This is a genomic window from Rudaea sp., from assembly GCF_057139185.1.
Genome location: NZ_DBNHDN010000044.1, coordinates 75,817 through 99,421, shown reverse-complemented (window position 1 = coordinate 99,421; position 23,605 = coordinate 75,817). Strand labels below are relative to the sequence as shown.

Below are 23,605 nucleotides of genomic sequence, written 5' to 3'. Positions count from 1 at the left end.
CCTACCGGGCCGCGGCGGGCGCTCCGCTGCCAGCATTGCCGTGCGAAAGCGAATAAATCCACGCGGCGATGACGCGCGCGTCGTTTTCGCCGAGACGTGCGCGCCAAGCAGGCATCACGCCGCCGCGGCCGTGGCGAATGCTTTCCTCGACGCTGGCGAGGTCGCCGCCATACAGCCAGATGTTGTCGGTGAGGTTGGGCGCGCCCAGCGCCGGATTGCCCTTGCCTTCGGCGCCGTGGCAGGCGGCGCAGGTCGCGAACAGCGCCTTGCCTTGCGCGGCCCTGGCATCGTCATGCGCCGCGCCGGACAGGCTGAGCACGTAGTTGGCGAGGCTGACGACGTTGTCCTCGCCGAGGCTGGCCCAGGGCGGCATCACGCCGTGGCGGCCGTCGAGGATGCTGGTCATGATCGCCTTGCCGTCGCCGCCGTAAAGCCAGTCGTTGTCGGCGAGGTTGGGTGCGCCGAGCAGCGGGTTGCCGGTAGCCTCGCGGCCGTGGCAGGCCGCGCAGTTGTCCTCGAACAGGACGTGCCCCATGCGCGTCGCGCCGCCGTCGCGGGCAAGCTCCTCGATCGGGTACAGCGAGTAGCGTTGCATGCGGTCGCCGAGCACGGCGTCGTTGCGTTGCGTCGCCGCCGCGAGCTCGTCGTGCGAGGTCCAGCCGAGCAGGCCCCTGGATCTGCCGAATCCCGGATACAGCGCGAGGTAGGCGAAGCCGGCCACGAACATGCTCGCCGAGAGCAACACCCACCACAGCGGCAGCCTGCGCACACCTTCGCGCAATACGCCGTGCGCCCAGACGTGGCCGCTGGTGCCGTCGGCGCGCGTCGGAATCTCGACGCGCTGGCCCCAGAGGAACAGGAACAGCGTGATGCCGAGGTTGAGCACGATCAGAAACATCACCCATGCCGACCAGAATGCGCTCATTGCCGATCCTCCCCGTCCTGCATGGGTACGCGCGCGAGTGCATCGAAGGTGCGGCGGTGGCGGCCGCTCCACGCCCAGATCCAGATGCCGATGAAGGCCGCGAGCAGCAGCGTGGTGATCACGCCGGCAAAATTGCCCCAGAACGGACTCATGGCGTGCCTCCGTCGCCCGCGGGCGCGGCTGCGGCAGCTGGCTCGTTCTTGACGCCGAGGCCCTGCAGGTAGGCGACCAGAGCGTCGAGCTCGTTCTTGCCGGCGAGCGCTGCGGGCGCGCCGGCGATGTCGGCATCGACGTACGGGTCGCCGAGCATGCGCAGCACGCGCATGCGCGCCTGGATGTCGGCCGCGTCGAGCGGCGTCTTCTCCAGCCACGGATAGCCCGGCATGTTCGAATCGGGCACGACCTTGCGCGGATCCTGCAGGTGCAGACGCTGCCAGACGTCGGAATATTTGCCGCCGACACGCGCGAGGTCGGGGCCGGTACGCTTGCTGCCCCACTGGAACGGACGGTCGTAGACCGATTCGCTCGCGACGGAATAGTGGCCGTAGCGCTGCGTCTCGAAGCGCAGGGCGCGGATCATCTGCGAATGGCAGAGATAACAGCCTTCGCGCACGTAGATGTCGCGGCCGGCGAGGCGCAACGCATCGTACGGCAGCACGCCGGCGGCCGGTTGCACCTTGTTCGCTTCCATGAACATCGGCGTGATCTCGGCGAGTCCGCCGATCGACACCATGATCGCGGTGAGCACGGCGAGTAGTCCCGCGTGCTTCTCGATCGCTTCGAAATACTTGTATCCGCGTGCCATGTCCTGTCCCTCAGCCTTGCGCCGGCAGCGGCGCCGGGATCTGGTCGACATCGGGTTCCGGGATCGGCACCGGGATCGGCGTGATCAGGTGCGCGCGGGCATCGGCCGCGGTGTACCAGAGGTTCCATGCCATCACCCACATGCCCAGCCAGATCAGCACGCCACCCAGCCAGCGCAGCGCGTACAGCGGCTTGACCGCGATCAGGCTGTCGAGGAAGGAATAGGTGAGCGAACCGTCGGCGCTCGTCGCGCGCCACATCACCCCCTCGGTGACGCCGGCCCACCACATCGCGATGACGTAGAGCAACGTGCCGCTCAGGTGCAGCCAGAAATGCACTTCCATGCCCTTGCGCGAATACATCGCCGGCTGGCCCAGCGCGCGCGGGGCCATCGCGTAGAGCGAGCCGATCGTGATCATGGCGACCCAACCGAGCGAGCCGGAGTGCACATGTGCGATCGTCCAGTCGGTGTAGTGGGAGAGCGAATTGACGGTCTTGATCGCCATCATCGATCCCTCGAATGTCGCCGCCGCGTAGAACACCAGAGCCAGCACCATGAACTTCGCCGCGGGGTCGGTTTTCAATCGTGCCCACGAGCCGTTGAACGTGAGCAGGCCGTTCGCCGCCGAGCCCCAGCTCGGCATCAGCAGGATCAGCGAGAACGCCATGCCGACCGACTGCACCCAGTCCGGGAGCGCGGTGTACATGAGGTGGTGCGAACCGGCCCACATGTACACCGAGATCAGCGCCCAGAAATTGACGATCGAGAAGCGGTAGCTCCACAGCGGCTGCTGCGCCTGGCGCGGCACGAAGTAATACATCATGCCGAGGAAGCCCGCGGTGAGGAAGAACGCGACCGCGTTGTGCCCGTACCACCACTGCACCATCGCATCGACCGCGCCCGAGTAGATCGGGTACGACTTCCACAGCGACACCGGAATCGCGAGATTGTTGACGATGTGCAGCAGTCCCACGGCGATGATGAATGCGCCGTAGTACCAGTTGGCGACGTAGATGTGGCGGATGCGCCGTCGCGCCAGCGTGGCAAAGAACACGCTGCCGAATGCGACCCAGACGATGGCGACGAGGATGTCGACGAACCACTCGGGTTCTGCGTACTCCTTGCTCTGCGTGATGCCGAACGGCATCGTCGCCATCGCCAGCACGCAGGCCAGCTGCCAGCCCCAGAAAGTGAAGCTGGCGACGCGGCCAAGCGCGAGGCGCGTATGTCCGGTGCGCTGCACGACGTAGTAGCAGGTGCCCATCAGCGCCGAGCCGCCGAAGGCGAAGATCACGCCGAAGGTGTGGTCCGGGCGGATCCTGCTGAAGGTCAGCCAGGGAATGCCGAAGTTGAGCGCGGGCCAGGCCAGTTCGGCCGCGGCGTACATGCCGACGAGCATGCCGATGATGCCCCATACCGCCGAGGCAAGCAGGAACAGGCGCACGACATGGTCGTTGTAGGTTTCGGCAGCTTGCATCGATACTCCCGTGAGCGATGGTGCATCGACCGGATCAGGCTGCGGCATGGACGAACCCGCTCGCCGCAAACGTGCCCGGCCGAGCCGTTGATGGCCCGGGAATCTTCTACCTACGGCGCGGTTCTGTCCACCGTTGCGGCCGGGGCAATTCGTCGCGGTGGATATTGCCCGTGGACGCGATCAGCCGGATGCGGCGGTGGATTCCATGCTCACGGTGCCGCGTTACGCTGTTGCGTATCGGCGTTCTCGATGGCGTCGCGGACGGTGGCCTGGGTCAGCACGGTCGGCAAGGCGCGGCCTTCCTCGCCCTTGCGGAAGACGACGTAGAGCGGCACGCCGACCGAATGGAATTTCTCGAGGAAGGCCTCGATGTCGGGGTCGGGATTGGTCCAGTCGGCGACCATAAACGTCGTGTCGGTGCGTTTGAGCAGGGCGCGGAACGCGTCGGTATGCAGCACCGCGCGCTCGTTGACCTTGCAGGTCGTGCACCAGTCCGCGCCGACGTCGACGAACACCGCCTTGCCCGACTTGCGCAGTTCGTCGAGCCGGGCCGGGCTGAAGGCGACGTGATCGGTGCTGGTGCTCTGTGCCGCCGCGGGGCGGTCGAGTCGCGCGATCGCGTACAGCGGCGGCAGCGCGAGCAGCAGCGCGACGAGCGCCAGTGCGCGCCAGGCGCCGTTGGCGTAGCGGCTGTGCTCGAACCACCAGAGCGCCAAACCGAGCAAGATCACGCCGACGAGCACCAGGCCGATCGCATCGACGCCGCGCTGGTTGCCGAGTACCCAGATCAGCCACGCCGCGGTCAGGTACATCGGGAACGCGAGCAGTTGCTTGAGCGTCTCCATCCACGCGCCGGGCTTCGGCAGCAGTTTGCCCAACGCCGGCACGAAACCGATCAGCAGGAACGGCAATGCCAGCCCCAGGCCGAGCGCGATGAACACGAGGAACGCGGTCAGCGTCGAACTCGCGAACGCGAACGCGAGCGCGGAGCCCATGAACGGTGCGGTGCAAGGGCTTGCCACCACGACTGCGAGCACACCGGTGAAGAAATCGCCGGCCGGTCCGGAGTGCGAGGCCAAGCCCTGTCCGGCATTGGTCAGGCCGACGCCGAACTGGACCACGCCCGACAGCGACAGGCCGATCGCGACGATCACGTAGACCAGGATCGCGACGATCAGCGGCTGCTGCAGCTGGTAACCCCAGCCATAGGCGAGGCCTGCCTCGCGCAGCGCGATCACGGCGAGCCCGACCGCGACGAACGAGAGCAGCACGCCGGCGGCGTACCAGAGCACGTGCTTGCGCGCGTGCCGGGGCGATTCGCCGCCCTCGAGGATCGAGATTGCCTTGAGCGACAGCACCGGCAGCACGCACGGCATCAGGTTGAGGATCAGGCCGCCGAGCAGCGCGGCGAACAGCGCGGCGAGCAGTGATCCTCCGCTTGCCGCCGGCCGCGTCTGTTGTTGCGAGGTGCCCCGACCGGTGTCCGTTGCCGCTGCGTCGGCGGGCATCGTCACCGCGAGGCTGCGCATCGTCGGCGGATAGCAGACGCTGCCCTCGAGGCAGCCCTGGAATGTCGAGGTCAGGCGCAGCGGTTGCCCGGCGGCCAGGCCGGACACGGCGATCGGCACTTCGACCTGGTCGAAATACACGGTGGTCTTGCCGAAGCTGGCGTCATCGTGCAGCTTGCCTTCGGGCCAGCGCGGCGCGCCGAGCGAGGCGTTGTCCGCGTGGAACGAGGTCTTGTCGCGATAGAGGTAGTAGCCTTTCGGCATGGTGAAGCGCACGAGCACTTCGCCCGGGCTCGTCGCAATCGCTTCGAAGACGTAGGCCTTGTCGACCGGCAGCGGCTCGCCCGTATCGAGCGCACCGCCTGCTCCGCCGCCGCTGAGCAGGTTCGTCGCGTCGCTGGCCGTCGGCGCGATCGCGGGTGGCAAGTCGACGGCAAGTTTCACCGTATGCGGCGGATAGCAGATCTTCGGCGCGACTTCATGACAGCCCTGATAGCGCACCGCGAGCGTGATCTGCGCGACGCCAGCCGGTGCGTTCAACTTCTGCTTCGAGGAAAAATCCCGGTGATAGACCTCGACGTCGCCGAGGAACTCGTCGTGCTTTTTCTCGCCCTCAGGCAGCTCATGCGCGCCAAGGGCGACACCGGCGTCGGCCGTGGTCACCTTGATGCGCTCGCGATAGAGGTAGTAGTGCTCGGCCAGTTTCCAGTCGAGACGGACCGTGTCGCGATCGAGTGCTTTCGCGCCGACGACGAAGGCTTGTTCGACCGGCAGCAGTTCGTCGGTTTCCGCGGCATGGAGGACGGTCGCGGTGGTCAGCCAGGCGAGGGCGGCCAGAAGGATGGAGCGAGGCAGGAATTTCATCCGGGAATTGTCGCAGAGTTCGTGTCCGTGGACAGGAAAGACCGGTGCCGGCCGGCCGCGCTTTCAGGGCGCGGCGCATCGCGTGACCGCAAGCGGCAAATTCCTGCGTGCCCGGCGCAATCCCGGCGGCACGGAGGTGGATGCGCTTTGCGGCCGGCGCGGTTCAGTCGTGCGCGACACGCATTTTCGGGCGCGCGCCCGTCGCGGCCCGCGGCTTGCGGCGCCGGATTACGCGCCGTAGCGCCGCTGGCGCATCCATTTCGTCGCAATCCACTTCTCGCCGCGCAGCACCGGCAGGCCGCCGTGCAGGGTCCGCGCATCGACCTGGCCCAGGCTGTTGCTGTATTCGAAGTAGACCGCCGCGCCTTTCTTCGGCCCGAGCCTGAGGCCGAGCAGCGGGAACACGGTCGCGCCGCCGTCGTCGACGTCGTTGAGGTAGATCACCAGGCTCGCCACGCGCTGCCCGCCCTGCGCAAGATGCGTGCGACTGCCCGCGTCCTCGGGCGCGAAATAGTCGTAGTGCGGCGCATATTCGCCGCCGGTGCGGTAGTGCAGGATCTGCAAGCCTTCGCCGTTCTCCACCGGCGCGTTCATCAGCGCGGCGATGCGCCGGTCCAGGCGCGCGATGAAGGGGTCGGCGTTGAGCGGGAAATACATGCCATCGCTGGTGCGCCCGGCGGTCACTCCGGCGCCGCCGTGGCTGCGGTCGACGATGGTCGAACGTACCAGCTGGTGGGCGGACAGACGCACGAGTTCGTCGCATTCGTCCGCATCGAGCAGGCTGTCGACGAAGGCGATCGTCGGCTGTTCGACACGCAGCACGACGCGCACGTCGCGATCCGGCGTACGGATGAGATTGCCGGCGGGCAGGCGCGGCGTTTCGTGGACGTAGGCGCGGCTCGCGGGGGGCTCGGCGGCGTCGCCGTCGGCCAGGCCGGACACGACGTTTCGCGCCGCCTGCGCGTCGAAGCCCGCGCGCACCATGTCTGCGATCAGCATTTCCGGATCGCAGCCGCGGACGAGATTGCGCGCGATCCAATCGCGCCATTCCTCCGGCACCTGTACATGGGCATTCATTCCGCTTCCGTCCGTCATTCGCGGGAAACAAGTCTAGCCGGCGAATCGTATTGACGGGATGTGCGGGAAGTTTGTGCGTACGGTGCCGAATTGATGCGGCGCGACGTGCGCGCGTGAAAGATTTGTAATCCAATGCGGCCACACGAAGCCCTAGGGCTTGTGGGGGAGGGTAGCCCGTCGCGAGCAATCGCGGCGGGCTTTTTCGTTTCAGCCCCCCGCAAACTGCTGCGCCGAAGTGCCGTGGGGCGAAGTGCGTCCGACGCATTGGAAGGCGGCCTTGACCTGCCTGCCGCGCGACGGTAGCGCCGGCCTACGCCGACGGATTCACATATTCCGACGGCGTCATGCCGAAGCGCCGGTGGAACGCGCTGGAAAAATGGCTGTGGCTGGCGAAGCCGACACGCACGGCGATTTCGCCGATTTCCGCGTCTGCTCGCTCGATTAGGTACGCAGCCCTGCGCAGGCGCAGCTCGTGGCGGTAGTCGACGAGCCGGAATCCGGTTGCGGCGTGGAACGTGCGCGAAAGATAGGCGGTTGAGCAGTGCAGCCGATAGGCGAGCCCCATTGCCGTCAAGTCGGTTTGATATTCGCGTGCAAGGATCGTCTTGGCGTCCTCGACGAGCTGGATACGCCGGCCGCGGATTGTCCGCGCCTGGCCGCACAGGAATCGATGGCGTGCGCTCGCGCGGTCGAAGATCAGAGCCAGCAGCCGTTCGACCGCCGCGTCGATCTGGTGTGAATTCAGCGTCGTGCAGGGGCGCGAGGCGGCACTGAACAGCCGGCGCCGGGCGAGGAAAATTTCCGGCGTCGTCTCGCATGCACCGGATGGAAACAGGCCGTCGTTGGTGACGTAGATGCCCGCGACGCCCATGCGCAGCCGCTGCAGCAGTCGCGGGGCGACGGCGATGAAGTCGCAGTCGTGGCCTTCGTCGTTCAGCGCCTCGCGCGCGTGGATCTCGCCCGGCGCGTGCATGCTCACGTGCAGCGGGGTGGCGATTTCCTCGCCGCCTGTGGGCGTGCGCAGGCGCACGCTGCTGCGATGGAAGAGGAGGTAGGCACAGCTCGCGCGGTGCGTGTGCGTGTGCGTGCTGCGATGCTGGCCGAGCGCAACTTGGCGGGTCTGGCGCAGGATCCGGTCCGCGGCGGAAATGCCGACGCAGAACGGCTCCGGCGTGGCGACCGCTTCCCCGCGCGGCGGCGCCCGCCATGGCGACACGCCGCGGCCGGATTGGATTTCGCGCAACGCAGGGTTGCTCAGCATGTTCATCGTGGCTAACCCCCGCGCGGCGCGTAGTGCCGCATCCGACGGTAAGGCTCGGCGCTTGCGCGCGTGCGCGAAACGGTTTTGGCACGAACGGTTGCGCGGCCGGCACCGGCGGTCGCGGCGCGAGCACGAATACGGCGGCGGCAAGCCTGGAAATGCGGTCGGCGGTGGCGCGCAGTGGACGCGATATCGCCGTGTGGATGACTTCAGGCACTGGTCACAACGCGCACACGCACGTAGAACTACGAAAAACATCGCACTTCGGCGGTGCCGGGTCGGGGAGAACTGCGGGTGGAAAACCTGCGACGCTATGGATTGATCGCGCTCGTCGCCGCCACAGCGATGACGGCGATCACGACTTTCCAGACGCAGATGCAATATGTTGTGCGCGGCGAGGACATGGATTTCGCCCCGATGCTCGGCTGGAACGCGATCATCTGGTACGTCTGGGGGGTGCTGGCGCCGTTCGTCATCGTGTTCTGTCAGCGACACCCGCTGGAATGGCGGGGTTGGAAGTGGCGTGCGTTCGCCTTGCAGGCGGCGGCGGCCCTCGTCTTCATTGTGCTGCATGCGGCGATCGTGGCGGCGGCAATGCAGGTGGAGGCGGAATGGTTCGGCATGCCGGCGGCTTTTCCCGCGCGTGTCGTGCGACTGCTGACGACACAGGCGCATTGGGGAGTGATGTGCTATCTGGCGACGGCGGCGTGCGCGAACGCCGGGATCTATTTCCGTCGGGCGCGCGACGAGTCGCTCGCGCGCGAAGCGTTGCGCACGCAGGCGGCGACCGCGCAGTTGTCCGCGCTGCAGCGGCAGATGCAGCCACATTTCCTGTTCAACGCGCTCAACGCACTCGTCGCCATGCTCGAGGAAAACTCGAAGGCACAGCACTTCACCGTGCGCCTCGCCGACATGCTGCGCATGCTGCTGCATCACGGCGAGCGCGCGACGGCGACGCTGGGCGAGGAGTTGGTCCTGGTCAAAGCCTATCTCGCGGTCGAGCGCGTGCGCCTTGGCGCGCGCCTGCGCTCGCGCATCGACGTCGCCGATGCGCTGCTCGATCGCCGGCTGCCGTCGTTCCTGTTGCAGCCGCTGGTCGAGAACGCTATCCGCCACGGCATCGCGCGCTCACTCGATGGGGGCGAAATCGCGCTGCGCGCGTGGCGCGATGGTGGTGAGATACGCATAGAGATCGAGAACACCGGAGCGCAGCCGCCGTCGGCGACGGATGCGGGCATGCGCATGACTTTGCCGAATTGCCGCGATCGGCTCGCGCTGCTCTACGACGAAGCCGCGTGTTTCGAGGCCGGTTTCGTCGGCCAGGGGCACTATCGCGTCGTCATCGTCGTACCCGACCGTGCGCCGGTCTTGGGGCGGGCGGCATGAAACGCCTGAACGTGCTCGTGGTCGAGGACGAGGATCTCGCACGCGAACGCCTCGCGCGCCTGGTCCGCGCGCGCGCGGACTTCGACGTCGTTGCCGTATGTCGCAATTGCGAGGAGGCGGCCGACGCCGTCGCCGCACAGCGCGTCGACCTGGCCCTGCTCGACATCCAGATGCCCGGCATTGACGGCATCGGCTTCTCGCGCATGCTCGCGGCGAGCCGCGATCCGGCGCCGAGCGTGATTTTCGTCACCGCATACCGGCACTATGCCTGCACCGCGTTCGAGATCGACGCTGCTGACTACCTGCTCAAGCCATTCGACAGCGCGCGCCTGCACCGCGCGCTCGATTTGGCGCAACGACGCCTGCAGGAACGCGAGGCACTGTCGCTGGTCGAACGCGTCCAGGCTGCGCTGACCGGCACGCTCGAATCCGTCGCTGCGCCGGTCGAAGCGAAGCCGGGCCTGGGCCGCTTCGTCGTGCGCGAGCACGGTCGCTTCCTGATCGTGCGCTTCGACGACGTGCGCTGGATCGAGGCGGACGGTCGTGACTGCATCCTGCATTGCACGAAGACCGGCCATCGCATCGATGGCCCATTCGCCGACGTGGCCCGGCGCGTAGCCGGCGAGGGTTTCGTGCAGGTCAACCGTTCCGCGCTCGTGCGCATCGACGCGGTCGCCTCGTTCGAGGAGATGTTCAAGGGCAACCTCGTCGCGGTCTTGCGCGGCGGCGGTGAGGTGCCGGTGAGCCGGCGCTTCCGCAGCCAGGTCATGCAGCGTCTGGCCGGCTAGGCCGTACGCGATTTCAGTCAAATTTTTGAAAGCGGGCGGCGTGCGCGTCGGCGCACCATGCGGCAACGGCCTGCCGCGTTTGCGAATGTTGCGCGCGGCGCCATTGCCCACGATTCGAGGAAGAAAACATGACCAAACGGCTGCCTTTGGCGACGGCGATCTTCATTGCCCTTGCCGCGATCACACAAACGCCTCCGGCCCGGGCACAAAACTCCGCTGCCGCGGATTCCGCCACGGACAAGAAGGATTCCAACCAGCTCGAAACCGTCGTCGTCACCGGCTCGTTGATCCCGCAGGCGCAGATCGAAACCGCCTCGCCCGTGCTCACGATCACCGCCGCGCAGATGAAACGCGAGGGCTTCGGCAACGTCTACGACGCGCTGCGCGCGCTGCCGCTGGCCACGGGCTCGGTGCAGGACGGCCAGTTCCAGGGCGGCTTCACTCAGGGCGCGGGCACGCTCAGCCTGCTCGGCCTCGATCCCGCATTCACGCTGACCCTGATCGACGGCCATCCGCTTGCCGACTATCCGCTGCTCTACAACGGGCAGAGCAACTTCGTCGACCTGACCAACATCCCGATGGGCATGGTTGATCACATCGATGTCCTGCCGGGCAACCAGTCCTCGATCTATGGTTCGGCCGCGATCGCCGGTGTGATCAACATCGTGCTCAAGCAGAAGGTCGAAGGCGTCGAGTTGAACTATCGCGTCGGCGGCTTCGATCGTGGCGGCGGCGCCAGCCAGCGCCTGGAACTGCTCGGCGGGCACAGTTTCGACAACGGCATCAACCTGACCGGGGGTTTGCAGCTGGGCAACCAGAATCCGGTGTGGGGCTTCCAGCGTCCTCCGTTCTTTTCCACGACCGGCAATCCGAACACGGCCACGCGTTTTGCCACGCGCACCATGCTCTACAGCTACCTGACGCCGAGCGGCGCGACGCGCTACGTGGATCCGGGCGCATCCAACTGCAACGCGGTAGCCGGCAATTACAACGGCACGACTCAGTACAAATTCCGCACAGGCCGCGGCTATTACTGCGGCACTACCGAGGAAGCGGCCTACGATTCCACTCTGACCAGCGCCGACCGTTCCGCCGCCGCCTACCTGCATTTCACCGATCGCCTCAGCGACAACGTCGAGCTGTATGCGACGCTGCTCTACAACGCCGACAGTTCGCGCTACGGCGACGGCGCCAAGGTGTGGCAATCGAACGGCGGCAACGTCGGTCCCGGCAATTTCTTCAACAGCGCCACCGGCCGCGTCGAGGGCTTCCAGCACTATTTCTCGCCGGAAGAAGCGGGCGGCCTCGACGTGCAGGGCGTGTTCGAGCTCAAGCGCGCCTACAACTTCTACGGCGGCGCACGCGGCGCGATCGGTTCGTCGAACTGGACCTACGACGCTTACTACGACCGCTCCGAATACTTCGACAAGACCAAAGAACTGTGGCCGCTGCAAGACAAGGTAGACGCATTCTTCGAGCAGCAGTTCCTCGGTCCCAAGCTCGGCACGACCGACGGCGGCTACCCGATCTACGAACCCGACGCGAGCAAGTTCTACCAGATGCTGACGCCGGCGCAGTACCGCAGCTTCCAGGGCATGATCGCGAGCAAGTCGAAGACCTCGACCGAGCACCTCAACCTGCAGGTCACCAATACCGAACTGTTCACCTTGCCGGCGGGCAGCGTCGGCATCGCCGGCATCGCCCAGATCGGCCAGCAGAAATGGAGCAACCCGGCGCAGCCCGAGCTGCTCGCCGGCGAATTCTACGGCCGCAGCGGCACGTCCGGCGCGGGCACGCGCAACGTCTGGTCGCTGGCCGGCGAACTGCGCGTACCGGTGCTGTCGACGCTGACCGCGGACGTGTCCGCGCGCTACGACGACTACAGCAACGAGGGCGGCGGCGGCGACAGCAAGCCAACCTGGAAGCTCGGCCTCGAATATCGCCCGCTGGAAACGCTGCTGTTCCGCGGCAGCTACGCGACCGCGTTCCGCGCGCCGGACATGGGTTATACCTTCGCCGGCCTGTCCGGCTCGTTCACCCAGCTGACCGACTACTACCGCTGCCACGTGCAGGAACCGGATGTACCGATCGAGGATTGCGACTACAACCCGACCGCCGTGTTCAGCCAGCATCACGGCAACCGCGACCTGAAATTCATCACTGCGCGCTCGTTCGGCTACGGCGTGGTCTGGTCGCCGACCGCGGATGCCAACGTCAAGGTCGACTACTATGACGTCAAGATAAAAAACGAGGTGCAGCGCGAGGATCGCGACCTGTTCCTGCGCCAGGAACTCGAATGCCGCACCGGCGTGCTCGACATCAATTCGCCGACCTGCGTGAAGGCGCTGTCGCGTATCGTGCGCAACCCGGCCAATGCGCCGGTGCCGCTGCAACTGCTCGAAGTGGACAACGACCCGGTCAACATCGCCAGCGAGCGCGTTGCCGGCCTGGTGTTCTCGGGCAACTACCGCCTGCGCACCGATCGCTTCGGTGATTTCCTGTTCGGTGCGAACTACAACGTGACGATGAAGCACACCGCCATTCCGCAGCCCGGCGACGCCGAAATCGACCTGCTGCACGATCCGTTCAACTCGACCGAGTTCAAGAGCATCTTCAGCGGTACGCTGGGCTGGCAGCGCGACGCCTGGTCGGTGACGCTGCGCGGCACCCGCTACGGCAAGACGCCGAACTACCGTTCCACGCTCGCCGCGGCGGGCTACGCCACGCCGGGCGCAGGCACGCTGCCGGCTTGGACGCTGTACAACGGCAGCGTCGGCTACAGTTTTGGCGACATGGCTTCGCTCACCTTTATCGTCAACAACATCTTCGACAAGAACCCGCCGAACGACCCGACCAACACCGTGCTGCCGTACTACAACTTCGGCAACTACAACGTTTACGGTCGCCAGTACTGGCTCGAACTCGACGTGCATTTCGGCGGCAAGTAGCGGAAGGCAGCCTGCGCAACGGAACGTGCTTGTGGTTGAGCCGACGGGGCGGGAATATCGGCCCCGCTTTTTTCAGTTCATCGCAAGCAGATCGCCGATGCCGCCGAATTGCGTCGCGTAGCGGCGCCACTCGCCCCTGGCGCGATCGTGTATCGCTTCGCGCACCTGTGCCGTGCTCAACGTCGCCACCGGCGCGGCGTTGCGCGAAATGTCGATGCAGCCAGCCTCGAACGACAGGCCGCAGAAGTCGAGAATTCGTCGCGCCTGCGTCTCGGGCGCGGCGACAAGGTCCTCGTAGGACACATCGAGGATTCGTCCGGGCATCACCGCATGCCAATGCCGCATCAGGCGCGTGTAGTGGCGATGCTGCGCGGCGAGCGAAGGCAGATGGTAGCTGTAGGCGCAGGCGTCGCCGAACAAGGCCTTGTAGTTGGAAAAACACACGTCCATCGGATCGCGCGACATGTGCAGGATGTGCGCCTGCGGCAGCGCGCGATGGATCGCGCCGGCGAGGAAGTAGTTCGACGGCAACTTGTCGACGAAGTACGGCTTGCCGCGCGCGCGCCACTGCGTTTGCGCGAGGTAGCGCGCGCCGATGTTGGCGTAGTCGAGGCCGCGCATGCGTTCGAGCAGCATGGGGTCGAGCAGCGTGCGATCATGATGATCGGCCTGCCAGCGCAATTGATGCGCGAAATCGTCGAGTTCACCCGCCGCGGAAACCTGCGAATGATTGCCGAGGATGCGTTCGAGCACGGTCGTGCCGCTGCGCGGCATGCCGATGACGAAAATCGGCTGCGGGCCGGCGTGGGTCGCCGCCGGCGCGGGTTGCAGGAAATCGCGGGTCGACAGCGCGATCATCCGCTCGACGAGCGCTTCCTCGCGCGCGCGGTCGCAGGGCAGGCGCGCATGCATGATCGCGTTGCCGCGTTCCAGCGCACCCCACGCATCGGCATGGTCGCCGAGGTCGTCGAGCTCCTTGAATCGGGCGAACTCCAGCGCGGCATGATCGACGCTGCCCCATTCGACGACGCCGAGGCGGCGGCAGATGTCGTCGAGGTGCTGCGTCGCGTGCGTCTGCCGGCGCAGGCGCGCGCGCGACAGCGCAGCGCGGCCGAAGCCGGGCTGCAGGCGCAGGCAGGCCTCGAGTTCGCCCGCGGCGGCGTCGAGCTTGCCGTTGAAGATCAGCTGGATCGCGTGGAAGTAACGCAGATCGGCATTGTCGAAGCCCAGCGCGCGTGCGCGCGCGACCATCGCGAGCGCGTCTTCGTGCTCGCCGATCGTCTGCAACGCGTGCGCGAGCACAGCGCAGTCGGGGCCGGAGGCGAGGGCGGCCGGCCGCACTCGCGCAACGCAGTCGCGCGCGGCGCGCGTCTCGCCAACACGCAACAACGCCAGTGCGATCTTGCCCGACAGGGTTGCGGACGTCGCCCCGGAATTCGCGGCGGCGAGCAGCTGTGCCGCGGTCTCGCGTACGCGCTTCTCACCCAGCAGGATGCCGGCGAGCAGCAGGCGCGCGTCCGCATGATCGGGCGCGCGTTGCAGCAGTGCCTCGCAGGCGATGCGCGCCGCGGTCAATTGATTGCCTGCGAGGTAGCGTTGTGCCTTGAGCCAGAGGCGGTCGTCCATCGCGTTCACTGCCGCGCTCCGGTCAATTGCAAATGCAAGGGGCTGTCCTGGGCATGGTCAGGGAACGGACCGTTCATGGGCTTCCGCAGCGGTTGTTCCGGCGCGGCGCGGTTGCATCAAAACCTGCATTTTCTTCCCTGGGCGGGAAGACGTGCGTGGCACGCCATTGTAGCCATCACGGGACAAATGTGGCTGGCGGGAGCCGCCCATTCTCGCCGCCGGTGCGCGCGTACCGCTGCCAAACCGGGCCGACTTGGTCCATGCTTGGCGCTCGTTTCCCGACGACAGGTTTTGCCTTGCCCACCGCTTTGAAGTCCGCGTTTGACGCATTTCTGACCGACCGCTACGCCCAACTGCTCGCGCGCTGCCGCGAGGCTGGCGTGGTCCTGCATGACGACGCCGGCGTGGACGAGCGCGTGCGCCGCGTGCTGCTTGCCAGCGATTTCGCCTGGGAAAGTTTCCAGCGCGATCCCGAACTGTTGAATGCCAATGGCCTTTTGCTGATGGCCAACCCGCATCACGCTGATACACGACCGCTCGCGCTCGATCCGACGCTGGACGAAGCCGAGGCGATGCGCGCGCTGCGTCGCTACCGGCGGCGCGAAGCGGTGCGCCTGATCTGGCGCGACGTCAACGGCCTCGACGGCGTCGAGCAGACGCTTGCGGGCTCGACGGCGCTGGCCGAATCCTGCCTCGTCGCCGCGCACGATTTCGGCGAGCGCGCATTGATCCGCCGCCACGGCGTACCTCGCGCACGGGACGGCGCACCGCAACGCCTCGTCGTCGTCGGCATGGGCAAGCTTGGCGGTGCCGATCTGAATTTTTCCTCCGACATCGACCTGATCCTCGCCTTCGACGAGAACGGCGAGACTGACGGCGCCGGCTCCGGCACGGCGCGCTCGCTCGCCAACGAGACATTTTTCGCACGACTCGGACAACTCTTGGTGAAGCTGCTCGCCGAGATCACGATCGACGGCTACGTCTATCGCGTCGACCTGCGCCTGCGTCCATTCGGCAGCGCCGGTCGCGTCGCGTTCTCGTTCGCGGCGATGGAGCAGTACTACCAGCGCGAGGGACGCGACTGGGAACGCTACGCGTGGATCAAGGCGCGGCCGGTCGCCGGCGATCTGCGCAGCGGCAAGCGGCTGATCGAAGCGCTGCGGCCGTTCGTCTACCGCCGCTACCTCGACTACACCGCCTTCGCCGGCCTGCGCGAGATGAAGTCGCTGATCGACGCCGAAGTCGCGCGCAAGGATCTGGAAGGCAATCTCAAACTCGGCGCCGGCGGCATCCGCGAGATCGAGTTCATCGTGCAACTGCTGCAGCTGATCCGTGGCGGGCGCGAACCGGCGCTGCGCGAGCGCGGCTTGCTGCCCGCGCTCGCCGCTTGCGAGCAGCTCGGCGTGATCGCGACTGACCGTGCCCGGCGCCTGCGCGTCGCCTACCTGCTGTTGCGCCGCGTCGAAAACCGCGTGCAGATGTTCCGCGACGAGCAGACGCACACGCTGCCGGAGGATGGCGCGGCACGCGCGCGCCTCGCGCAGGCGCTGGGCTGCCCTGAGCCGCAGATCCTGGCCGTCGAACTTGCGCGCGCACGCGCCGACGTCGCCGCGATTTTCGCCGAGGTGATGGCGCCGCTGCAGACCGACGCGCGGCCCGTCGCCGCGCAGGCGACGGGCTACGTGCAGCGCGTCGCCGACGGCAGCGCCGATGCGGCGGTGCTGCACGCGCTCGGCTACCACGATGCGGCCGCGTTGCACGCCAAAGTCGTGGCCTTGATCCACGCCGCGCAGACGATGTCGGCGCGCGGTCACGCCCGTCTCAACGCGCTGCTGCCGACGCTGATCGAGGAGGCCGCGCGCAGCGTCGGCCCCGATGTCTGTCTGGATCGCCTGCTGCGTCTGCTGCACGGCGTGATCCGGCGTTCGGCCTATCTTGCCCTGCTCGAGGAACAGGCCGGCGCGCGCCGGCGCCTGGTCGCCTTGTTCGCCGACAGCGCGCTGCTCGCCGAGCGCGTGATCGCGCACCCCCTGTTGCTCGACGACCTGCTCGATGCGCGCATGGAAACGCAGGCGCCCAGTCACGACGAACTGGTCGCTGCCTCACGCCGGCATCTCGCCAACGTGCCGGCGGATGACGCCGAGACGCGGTTGACCGTGCTGCAGGAGCAGAAGAACAGCGCCGCGTTCCGCGTCGGCCTTGCCTATCGCGGTGGCCACCTCGGCGCTGCCGCGACCGCGCGCGGCTTGTCGAACACCGCCGACTTCGTCGTCGCCGAGTTGCTGGCCATGGCGATGCACGAGATGCAGCGTCAGCACGGCCGGCTGGACGGCGATGCGGGCCTGGCCGTGATCGGCTACGGCAGCCTCGGCGGCGCCGAACTCGGCTTCGGCTCCGATCTCGATCTTGTCTTCGTCTACGACGAAAAATGCGCGTACGTCGAAAGCGATGGCGCCCGCCCGCTCGATGGTGCGCGTTACTACGCACGCATCGCCCAGCGCATCGTCGCCTGGCTCAGCCTGCAGACGCACGCCGGTCGGTTGTACGAAGTGGACGTGCGTCTGCGCCCGGACGGCGGCAAGGGCCTGCTCGTCACCAGCATGAAATCGTTTGCCGACTACCAGCGCGAGCGCGCCTGGGTGTGGGAGCAGCAGGCGCTCGTGCGCGCGCGGCCGATCGCGGGCGACGCGGCCACGCTCGCACGCTTCGCCGCGGTGCGCACGGCCACGCTCGCGCAGGCGCGCGACGCGCGCGACGTGATCGAACAGGTCATCGGCATGCGCCAGCGCTGGCGCGTCGAGCGCGACCGCTCGACCGCGGAATTGTTCGACCTCAAGCAGGGCCAGGGAGCGTTGCTCGACATCGAATTCCTGCTTCAGGCGCTGGTGCTGATCCACGCGCGCGAACATGCCACGTTGCTGCGCAACGGCAACACGGCAACGCTTATCGCACTTGCGCGCCAGGTCGGACTGCTCGAGCGCGGACAGGCGCGCGCGCTCGCCGATGCGCATGCGACGCTGCTCGCGCGCTCGCTGACCTGCACGCTCGATGCGCGCCCGCGACTGGTCGAGCGCAGCGCCGAACTGCTGCGCCATGCGCGCTCGGTGATCGACATCGCCGCGCGGTTCGGGTTGCGCCTGACCTGAATCTCAGCCGCGTTTGGCGTAGGGCACGCCACCCTTGGACTTGGAGTCTGCCTTGGCTTCGACGATCTGCACGACGATGCCGGCAGCGGGCACCGCGAAATGCTGTGCGGTGACTTCGGTGATCGCCTTCATCAGCGCTTCCTTTTGCGCCGGCGTGCGGCCTTCGAGTGCATAGACAACGATTTCGGGCATACCGTCTCTCCGCTGGTGATGAAACCATGTGCCGGCACGATCAGCGCCGCACCGTAGCCGCGGCGCCGTGGGCGAGGGCGTCGATTTCCTCGGCCGAAGCGCTGGCGTTGTCGCCGGGTGTCGTCATGGCCCAGGCACCGTGCGCGGCTCCCAGGTCGAGTGCTTGCTGCACGTCGGCGCCGGCGAGAAAGCCGTGGATCAGGCCGGCGAGAAATGCGTCGCCGCAGCCGACGCGATCGAGTACATCGAGATCGCCGCGCTCACGCGAGGCGTGCAGGCCCGCTCGCGTCAACAGGAAGCCGGCCCACGCGTTGCGCGAGGCCGAGTACGCATCGCGCAACGTGAACGCGACGGCCTTGAGCTGAGGGAATGTGCGGAGGGCGAGCTGCGCGGCCACCGTCGCGGGCGCGGGATCCATCGGACCCGTGCGCGGCACGGCTGCCTCGGCGCCGATACCAAGACACGTGGCCAGCGCAAAATCGTCGGCGACGAGCAGATCGCACTCGGCTGCGATCGTGTGACAGACACGACGTGCGGCGTTGGCGTCCGGGTGCGCGTGCCACAGGCTCGCGCGGTAGTTGAGATCGAACGAAACGACGACGCCCGCTTGACGTGCGGCGCACACCGCAGCGATCGCGGTCTGCGCCGTGGATTCGGAGAGTGCGGCGAAGATGCCGCCGGTGTGCAGCCAGCGCGCGCCTTCGTGGACGAAGATGTGCTGCCAGTCGAACTCATCCGCGCGCAGTTGCGAGGCAGCGGAATTTGCGCGGTCGGACAGACCGAGCGCTCCGCGCACGCCGAACCCGCGCTCGGTGAAGTTCAGGCCCATGCGCGTGGTGCGACCGACACCGTCGTGGGTGCGCCAGACGACATGACTCGTATCGACGCCACCCTGCATGATCAGATCGGCGGCGAGCAGGCCGAGCTCGTTGTGCGGCAGGGCGGTGAGTACGGTGGCGCTGTGACCGAAGGTCTTGCGCAGCCCGCGCGCGACGTTGTATTCGCCGCCGCCTTCGAACACGCGAAACGTGCGCGCGGTGCGGATGCGGTCCTCGCCTGGATCGAAACGCAGCATCACTTCGCCGAGCGCGACGCAATCCCAGCGCTGGTCCGAGGCGGCGGTCGGGAATGCAGGGTCCGATGGTGCGGTCATGCCGGTGCCCCGCTCAGGAAAGGAACGTGCCACCGTTGACGTCGAGGTTCGCGCCGTTGATGAAGCTCGCGGCGTCGGAGGCGAGGTAGACCGCCGCGTCGGCAGCCTCCTGGGCACGGCCTTCGCGGCGCAACGGCGTTGCTGCGGCGACCGCGGCGCGCACTTCGGGTTTGGTGAATTCGTCGTGGAAGCGTGTCGCGATCATGCCGCAGCACAAGGCGTTGACGCGGATGCCGCGCGGGCCGAGCTCTTTCGCCATCGCGCGCGTAAAGGTCATGACCGCGCCCTTTGCCGCCGCGTAGATCGCCGAGCCCGGGCCGCCACCGTCGCGTCCCGCCTGGGAGGCGAAGTTCACGATCGCCGCACCCGCCGTCATGTATGGCACGACCGCGCGCGTGACGAGAAATGTCGAGGTCATGTTGAGATCCATGACGCGATGAAAATGCACCTCGTCGATCTCGGCGAGCTGCTTGCGCGCGATCAAACCACCCGCGACATTGACCAGTATGTCGATGCGCTCGCCGAATGCCGCGCGCGTGGCCGCGACCATCGCTTCGACTTCACTTGCGCGCGTGACATCGGCGCGATGCACGATCGCGCGGCCGCCCGCATGTTCGATCCGCTCGAGCGTGCGTCGCGCGCCGGCTTCGTCGTGGGCGTAGTTGATGCACACGCGGGCGCCCGTCGCGGCGAGCTTCACCGCGACCTCGCTGCCGATGTCGCGTCCACCGCCGGTGACGATCGCCGTTTTTTGCGTCGCTTGCATGTGCGTCTCTCCTCGAATCAAGTGGATGGAACTTCTTCGTGTACCGGCGCGTCGCCGACGCGGTGGATCGGGCCTGCGACCCACCAGACCGCGATCAGCGCGAGTGGGATCAGCGCGGCCGCGAGTGCGAAGACCGGTGTGTAGGAATGCACGGTCATCGACGGCACGAGCCAGGTCGTCACGAGTGTGCCGATCACCGCGGCCAGGCCGCCGGCGCCGGCGAGCGAGCCGACCGAACCTTGCTGGAACACGTCGCTGGGCAGGGTTTGAACGTTGCCGATCGCGACCTGGAAACCGAACAGCACGAGCGCAATCGCAAGCACCGCGAACGTCGGCGTTGCTGCATGCATTGCCGCGATCAAGCCCGGCACCATGAGCAGCGCGCCGAACGTGATCGTCCATTTGCGTGCCTGGTGGACGCTGCGACCGTTGGCAATCAGCCAGCCGGAACACCAGCCGCCGAACAGGCTGCCCAACATCGCGCCGACGTAGGGAACCCACGAGAACAGGCCGATTTGCAGGATGTTGAAGTGGAAGGTCTCGGCGAGATAGATCGGCAGCCAAGACACGAACAGCCACCAGACCGGATCGAGGAAAAGGCGCGCAAGCACGATACCCCAGCTCTGCCGGTAGGCCATCAGTTGCTTCAGCGTCAGTCGGGGTGTGGTGTCGGCGGGCTGCGCGTCGCGCGTCGCGGGATCACGATCGACGTCGACACGATAGATCAGCGACCACGGCAGCAGCCAAAGGAAGCCAAGCACGGCGATGAGCGCGAACGTGCCGCGCCAGCCGAACTTCAGGAACAACAACGCGATCAGCGGTGCCGACACGATCGCGCCGAGCGATGCGCCGGCGTTGAACAGGCCTTGTGCGAAGGCGCGTTCGTGCTCGGGAAACCACTGTGCGTTGGCCTTGACCGCGCCGGGCCATGCTCCCGCTTCGCTCAAGCCGAGCATGCCGCGCACCGCGGAGAATGCGGCGATTGACGCAGTCACCGCGTGCAGGCCAATGGCCAGCGACCAGGCCGAGATCGACAGCATGAAGCCGCGACGCACGCCGATGCGGTCGAATACCTTGCCGAACAGCAACTGGCCCGCCGCGTAGGCGATCATGAACACGGTGATGAGCAGCGCGTAGTCGTCCTTGTTCGCGCCGATTTCCTTCGCGATTTCCGGCCACATCACGGCAAGCGCGTTGCGGTCGATGTAGTTGACGATCGTGGCCAGGCCGATCAGCCCGGCAATGGTCCAGCGCAGCGGCGAGGGTTTCATCGCTCAGTGCTTCGCTTGCGCCTGTGCATCCTGCGCCACGGGCGCGAGGATGCGCGCAGAACCACCCTGCCACGCGTAACGTCTGCCGTTGCCGACCACCGTGTGGTTGACGCCAGCGCTCGCGGAGTCGGCGATGGCGACCGCCACTTCGCGATCGCCTGCCAGGTGCAGCACGATCACGTCGCCGTCGTCGCCGCGCAGTTGCTCGATTGAGCGCACGCGAGGCGCGGCTCCGCTGACGAACTCGGCGGTACCGTCATACTTGCCGTGCGGCTCGAGTACGGCGAAGAACGTCGCCTCACGCGCGCCATCGGCGCGCAGGATCAACGCGGGTTCGCGGCGCAGATTGAAGTTCGGGTCATTGGCGCCGCTCTCCACGATGTAGGCGCGGGTCGGCACGCTGGCGCCGAAGCGATAGGTGTAGAAGCGCCCGTCCAACAACCAGCTCAGGTAGCGCGGCTCGCTCGTTGCGGCGCTGGCAGAATCAACCCACAGATGTTGGTAGCCGTTGGCTTTGCCGAACACGGGGCGCGTGTCGACATGACGTTCGGCCGCGAAGCCCTGAGTGATGATGTGCCCGTTGAAGTGCAGCGGCAGGTCAAATCGCGCTGGTTTGTCGCTCGTGGCGTGCAGCAGGTCGACGACGACTGGCAGGTTGCCGTCACCGAGGTCGACAAGGGCCAGCGTGCGGTTGAATACCACGCCAGGGTACGCACCCTCCATGGTCGCGCCGGCCAGCTGCAGGCCTTCGCTGTGTTCGAAGCGCAGCTTCGTTGGTGCGAGTTCCTCACCCCGTTGCCAGTTCGCGCCGAACTGGCTTTGCTCGTCGACGACGAGCGTGTTGTGCGCGACGGTGGTCTTGGCCCAACTCTTGTTCTCGGGCAGGTAGATGCCGCCCGACTTCGCCTCGACGTTGAGGAAGCGTGCGGAACCATAGTCGCTGACGATGCACTGGCCATTGTCGAAGAACAGCCAATTGAGCCGGTCGAAATGGCCGTGCCCCATGCCCTGCATCGTGTTCTTCATGACCAGCGCCTGGCCGCGCTCGCCGCCTTCGCGCAGGATCGCCAATCCGCCGCGTGTGCCATCGGGGCCATCGCGCAGCAGAATCGAGCGGAACGTGAACGGTTGTTCCTTGCCTGCCGCCACGGCCTGCGCGGTCTCGAGACCGTCCGGCGTCAGCAGCACGCGGTTCTGGCGATGCGCGATCGACAGCAGGCCCGCGTCGTGCGTGTGCGCGTAGGTGATGTCGACGCCGGTGACGATCTCTTCGCTGTCCAGACCCTTGTCGAGCAGCGCATCGTTGATCGGGAACAACAGGCCTGCATAGCTCGATTGCACGAGTGCATCGACCGCCTTGAGCAGAACCCCGTCCTTGTACTCGAAGATTTTGCGTTGCGGATCGTTGCGTTCGATTGCCGCGGCAAAGATTACGAACGGCTGCAACGCGTAGCGCTGGTAGTAAGGACCTTCCTCGTAGTAACCGTCGGGCGAAAACAGCAAGTCGATCTGGCGCAGGAAGCCGGCTTTTCCGTCCTTGTGCAGACCGAGCAGCGCCTTGTCGACGAGGTCACGATCGCGCAGCACATAGCCGGTCATGCCAACACCGGCCACGGCCCAGGTCGCATGGTTGTGGATCAGGTCGAAATTCTGCGGCGACTCGTCGGAAAGGAAATGCGCCATGCGCCGGAACACGTTGTCGTCGATGTTTTGGCGATCCTGCACCGAGAGCGTGTCGCGGATTGCGTCGTAACCCTGGATCGCGTAGACCAGCCAGACCGAGTCGTTGAGCACCTGCCAGAACAACCGCCCGGGATATTGGTCGCCGCTGGCCGGATGCTTGCCGAGCGTCGGGTACAGTTTGGCGTAGGCAAGGAGCAGGTCGCGCGCAAAGTCGGCATAGGCCCGGTCTCCGGTCAAGCGGTACAGCGTGCCGGCATCCTTGATTGCGATGTAGTTGCGCTTGTGCTGCTCATGCGTGGCGCCACCACCGGGATCCTTCGGTACGGGCACGTGAATGCCGGCCTGCATCGCCGCGCGCACTCGGCGCACGGTATGTTCGAGTTCATGCGCGAACAGGGGTGGGCGATGCTCGGCGTTGGCCATGCGCTGCCATTCGTCGGCCCGCACCAGTACCGGCGCGGTTGCCGCGGTGGAAGCGGCCTGTACGGTGTTGCTTCCGGCCATCATGACGACGACGACTGCGGCCAGACCAAGGCCGGTCCAAAGCCGTACAACGCGCAGGCGCAAAGCCATGTTGTTTCCCTGGATGGAGCGTGCAGCATGCATCTAACCCTAGTTGGCGCTTGATTGTCAACCAGATTGGCTTACCAATATGCAAAATGTCATATACCAATAAATTGCGATATTCGGCGAGAAATTTATAAATTGGTATTGTTTATAGGTATGTAA

General features: G+C 66.5%; 17 protein-coding genes. 4 read left to right on the top strand and 13 right to left on the bottom strand.

Annotation, left to right across the window (positions count from 1 at the left end; genetic code table 11):
• Position 1: 1 nt before the first annotated feature.
• The 7 genes from ccoP to AC16HO_RS14810 form a co-directional block, all read right to left on the bottom strand.
• The gene (ccoP, locus tag AC16HO_RS14840) at positions 2-925 is read right to left on the bottom strand and encodes a cytochrome-c oxidase, cbb3-type subunit III (protein WP_395641511.1); all 924 of its coding nucleotides are present in this window, start codon (positions 923-925) and stop codon (positions 2-4) included.
• Complete coding sequence (locus AC16HO_RS14835) at positions 922-1,077, bottom strand: hypothetical protein (RefSeq protein WP_395641512.1); 156 nt, start codon at positions 1,075-1,077, stop codon at positions 922-924. The genes ccoP and AC16HO_RS14835 overlap by 4 nt, the downstream gene beginning before the upstream one ends.
• Positions 1,074-1,730, bottom strand: coding sequence for a cytochrome-c oxidase, cbb3-type subunit II (gene ccoO / locus AC16HO_RS14830; RefSeq protein ID WP_395641513.1), 657 nt, complete (start codon positions 1,728-1,730; stop codon positions 1,074-1,076). Before ccoO ends, AC16HO_RS14835 begins: the two co-directional genes overlap by 4 nt.
• 10 nt (positions 1,731-1,740) lie before the next feature.
• Positions 1,741-3,207: a cytochrome-c oxidase, cbb3-type subunit I gene (ccoN, locus tag AC16HO_RS14825; RefSeq protein WP_395641514.1), complete on the bottom strand. Its 1,467-nt coding sequence runs from the start codon at positions 3,205-3,207 to the stop codon at positions 1,741-1,743.
• Positions 3,208-3,416: 209 nt separating this feature from the next.
• Complete coding sequence (locus AC16HO_RS14820) at positions 3,417-5,579, bottom strand: protein-disulfide reductase DsbD family protein (RefSeq protein WP_395641515.1); 2,163 nt, start codon at positions 5,577-5,579, stop codon at positions 3,417-3,419.
• A 228-nt stretch (positions 5,580-5,807) separates the two neighbouring features.
• Complete coding sequence (locus tag AC16HO_RS14815) at positions 5,808-6,656, bottom strand: 2OG-Fe(II) oxygenase (protein ID WP_395641516.1); 849 nt, start codon at positions 6,654-6,656, stop codon at positions 5,808-5,810.
• Between the two features lie 310 nt (positions 6,657-6,966).
• Positions 6,967-7,917 carry a helix-turn-helix transcriptional regulator gene (locus tag AC16HO_RS14810; protein ID WP_484335567.1) on the bottom strand — a complete coding sequence of 317 codons (951 nt, stop codon included), beginning with the start codon at positions 7,915-7,917 and terminating at the stop codon, positions 6,967-6,969.
• Positions 7,918-8,211: 294 nt separating this feature from the next.
• Here AC16HO_RS14810 and AC16HO_RS14805 point away from each other — a divergent pair, with 294 nt between their 5' ends.
• The 3 genes from AC16HO_RS14805 to AC16HO_RS14795 all read left to right on the top strand — a co-directional run bounded on the left by AC16HO_RS14805 (position 8,212) and on the right by AC16HO_RS14795 (position 13,039).
• Entirely contained in the window at positions 8,212-9,303 is a 1,092-nt protein-coding gene (locus tag AC16HO_RS14805) for a sensor histidine kinase (protein ID WP_395641518.1), read from the top strand.
• A complete protein-coding gene (locus tag AC16HO_RS14800) occupies positions 9,300-10,091 on the top strand; it encodes a LytR/AlgR family response regulator transcription factor (protein WP_395641519.1) in 792 nt (263 codons plus the stop codon). Before AC16HO_RS14805 ends, AC16HO_RS14800 begins: the two co-directional genes overlap by 4 nt.
• A gap of 128 nt (positions 10,092-10,219) precedes the next feature.
• Positions 10,220-13,039, top strand: coding sequence for a TonB-dependent receptor domain-containing protein (locus AC16HO_RS14795; protein ID WP_395641520.1), 2,820 nt, complete (start codon positions 10,220-10,222; stop codon positions 13,037-13,039).
• A gap of 72 nt (positions 13,040-13,111) precedes the next feature.
• Here AC16HO_RS14795 and AC16HO_RS14790 read toward each other — a convergent pair whose 3' ends face one another.
• Positions 13,112-14,665 (bottom strand): tetratricopeptide repeat-containing sulfotransferase family protein, encoded by a 1,554-nt coding sequence (locus AC16HO_RS14790; RefSeq protein ID WP_395641674.1) that lies wholly within the window; start codon positions 14,663-14,665, stop codon positions 13,112-13,114.
• A 296-nt stretch (positions 14,666-14,961) separates the two neighbouring features.
• On the opposite strand from AC16HO_RS14790, the gene glnE reads away from it, so the two are divergent.
• Entirely contained in the window at positions 14,962-17,811 is a 2,850-nt protein-coding gene (glnE, locus tag AC16HO_RS14785; RefSeq protein WP_395641521.1) for a bifunctional [glutamate--ammonia ligase]-adenylyl-L-tyrosine phosphorylase/[glutamate--ammonia-ligase] adenylyltransferase, read from the top strand.
• A gap of 3 nt (positions 17,812-17,814) precedes the next feature.
• Here the strand turns inward: glnE and AC16HO_RS14780 are convergent, their stop codons facing one another.
• Genes AC16HO_RS14780 through AC16HO_RS14760 form a run of 5 tightly spaced genes read right to left on the bottom strand, consistent with a single transcriptional unit; the run spans position 17,815 to position 23,449 of the window.
• Complete coding sequence (locus AC16HO_RS14780) at positions 17,815-18,003, bottom strand: tautomerase family protein (RefSeq protein ID WP_395641522.1); 189 nt, start codon at positions 18,001-18,003, stop codon at positions 17,815-17,817.
• 40 nt (positions 18,004-18,043) lie between these two features.
• On the bottom strand, positions 18,044-19,156 hold the full coding sequence (locus AC16HO_RS14775) for a sugar kinase (protein WP_395641523.1): 1,113 nt from the start codon (positions 19,154-19,156) through the stop codon (positions 18,044-18,046).
• Between the two features lie 13 nt (positions 19,157-19,169).
• Positions 19,170-19,922: an SDR family NAD(P)-dependent oxidoreductase gene (locus tag AC16HO_RS14770; protein WP_395641524.1), complete on the bottom strand. Its 753-nt coding sequence runs from the start codon at positions 19,920-19,922 to the stop codon at positions 19,170-19,172.
• Between the two features lie 17 nt (positions 19,923-19,939).
• A complete protein-coding gene (locus tag AC16HO_RS14765; RefSeq protein ID WP_395641525.1) occupies positions 19,940-21,193 on the bottom strand; it encodes an MFS transporter in 1,254 nt (417 codons plus the stop codon).
• 3 nt (positions 21,194-21,196) lie between these two features.
• Positions 21,197-23,449 carry an alginate lyase family protein gene (locus AC16HO_RS14760; RefSeq protein ID WP_395641526.1) on the bottom strand — a complete coding sequence of 751 codons (2,253 nt, stop codon included), beginning with the start codon at positions 23,447-23,449 and terminating at the stop codon, positions 21,197-21,199.
• Between the last annotated feature and the right edge of the window lie 156 nt (positions 23,450-23,605).

Bases quoted from the DNA above. Each gene is read 5' to 3' on its own strand.
- ccoP (WP_395641511.1), bottom strand. From the start codon at position 925: ATGAGCGCATTCTGGTCGGCATGGGTGATGTTTCTGATCGTGCTCAAC.
- AC16HO_RS14835 (WP_395641512.1), bottom strand. From the start codon at position 1,077: ATGAGTCCGTTCTGGGGCAATTTTGCCGGCGTGATCACCACGCTGCTG.
- ccoO (WP_395641513.1), bottom strand. From the start codon at position 1,730: ATGGCACGCGGATACAAGTATTTCGAAGCGATCGAGAAGCACGCGGGA.
- ccoN (WP_395641514.1), bottom strand. From the start codon at position 3,207: ATGCAAGCTGCCGAAACCTACAACGACCATGTCGTGCGCCTGTTCCTG.
- AC16HO_RS14820 (WP_395641515.1), bottom strand. From the start codon at position 5,579: ATGAAATTCCTGCCTCGCTCCATCCTTCTGGCCGCCCTCGCCTGGCTG.
- AC16HO_RS14815 (WP_395641516.1), bottom strand. From the start codon at position 6,656: ATGAATGCCCATGTACAGGTGCCGGAGGAATGGCGCGATTGGATCGCG.
- AC16HO_RS14810 (WP_484335567.1), bottom strand. From the start codon at position 7,917: ATGCTGAGCAACCCTGCGTTGCGCGAAATCCAATCCGGCCGCGGCGTG.
- AC16HO_RS14800 (WP_395641519.1), top strand. From the start codon at position 9,300: ATGAAACGCCTGAACGTGCTCGTGGTCGAGGACGAGGATCTCGCACGC.
- AC16HO_RS14795 (WP_395641520.1), top strand. From the start codon at position 10,220: ATGACCAAACGGCTGCCTTTGGCGACGGCGATCTTCATTGCCCTTGCC.
- AC16HO_RS14790 (WP_395641674.1), bottom strand. From the start codon at position 14,665: ATGGACGACCGCCTCTGGCTCAAGGCACAACGCTACCTCGCAGGCAAT.
- AC16HO_RS14780 (WP_395641522.1), bottom strand. From the start codon at position 18,003: ATGCCCGAAATCGTTGTCTATGCACTCGAAGGCCGCACGCCGGCGCAA.
- AC16HO_RS14775 (WP_395641523.1), bottom strand. From the start codon at position 19,156: ATGACCGCACCATCGGACCCTGCATTCCCGACCGCCGCCTCGGACCAG.
- AC16HO_RS14770 (WP_395641524.1), bottom strand. From the start codon at position 19,922: ATGCAAGCGACGCAAAAAACGGCGATCGTCACCGGCGGTGGACGCGAC.
- AC16HO_RS14765 (WP_395641525.1), bottom strand. From the start codon at position 21,193: ATGAAACCCTCGCCGCTGCGCTGGACCATTGCCGGGCTGATCGGCCTG.
- AC16HO_RS14760 (WP_395641526.1), bottom strand. From the start codon at position 23,449: ATGGCTTTGCGCCTGCGCGTTGTACGGCTTTGGACCGGCCTTGGTCTG.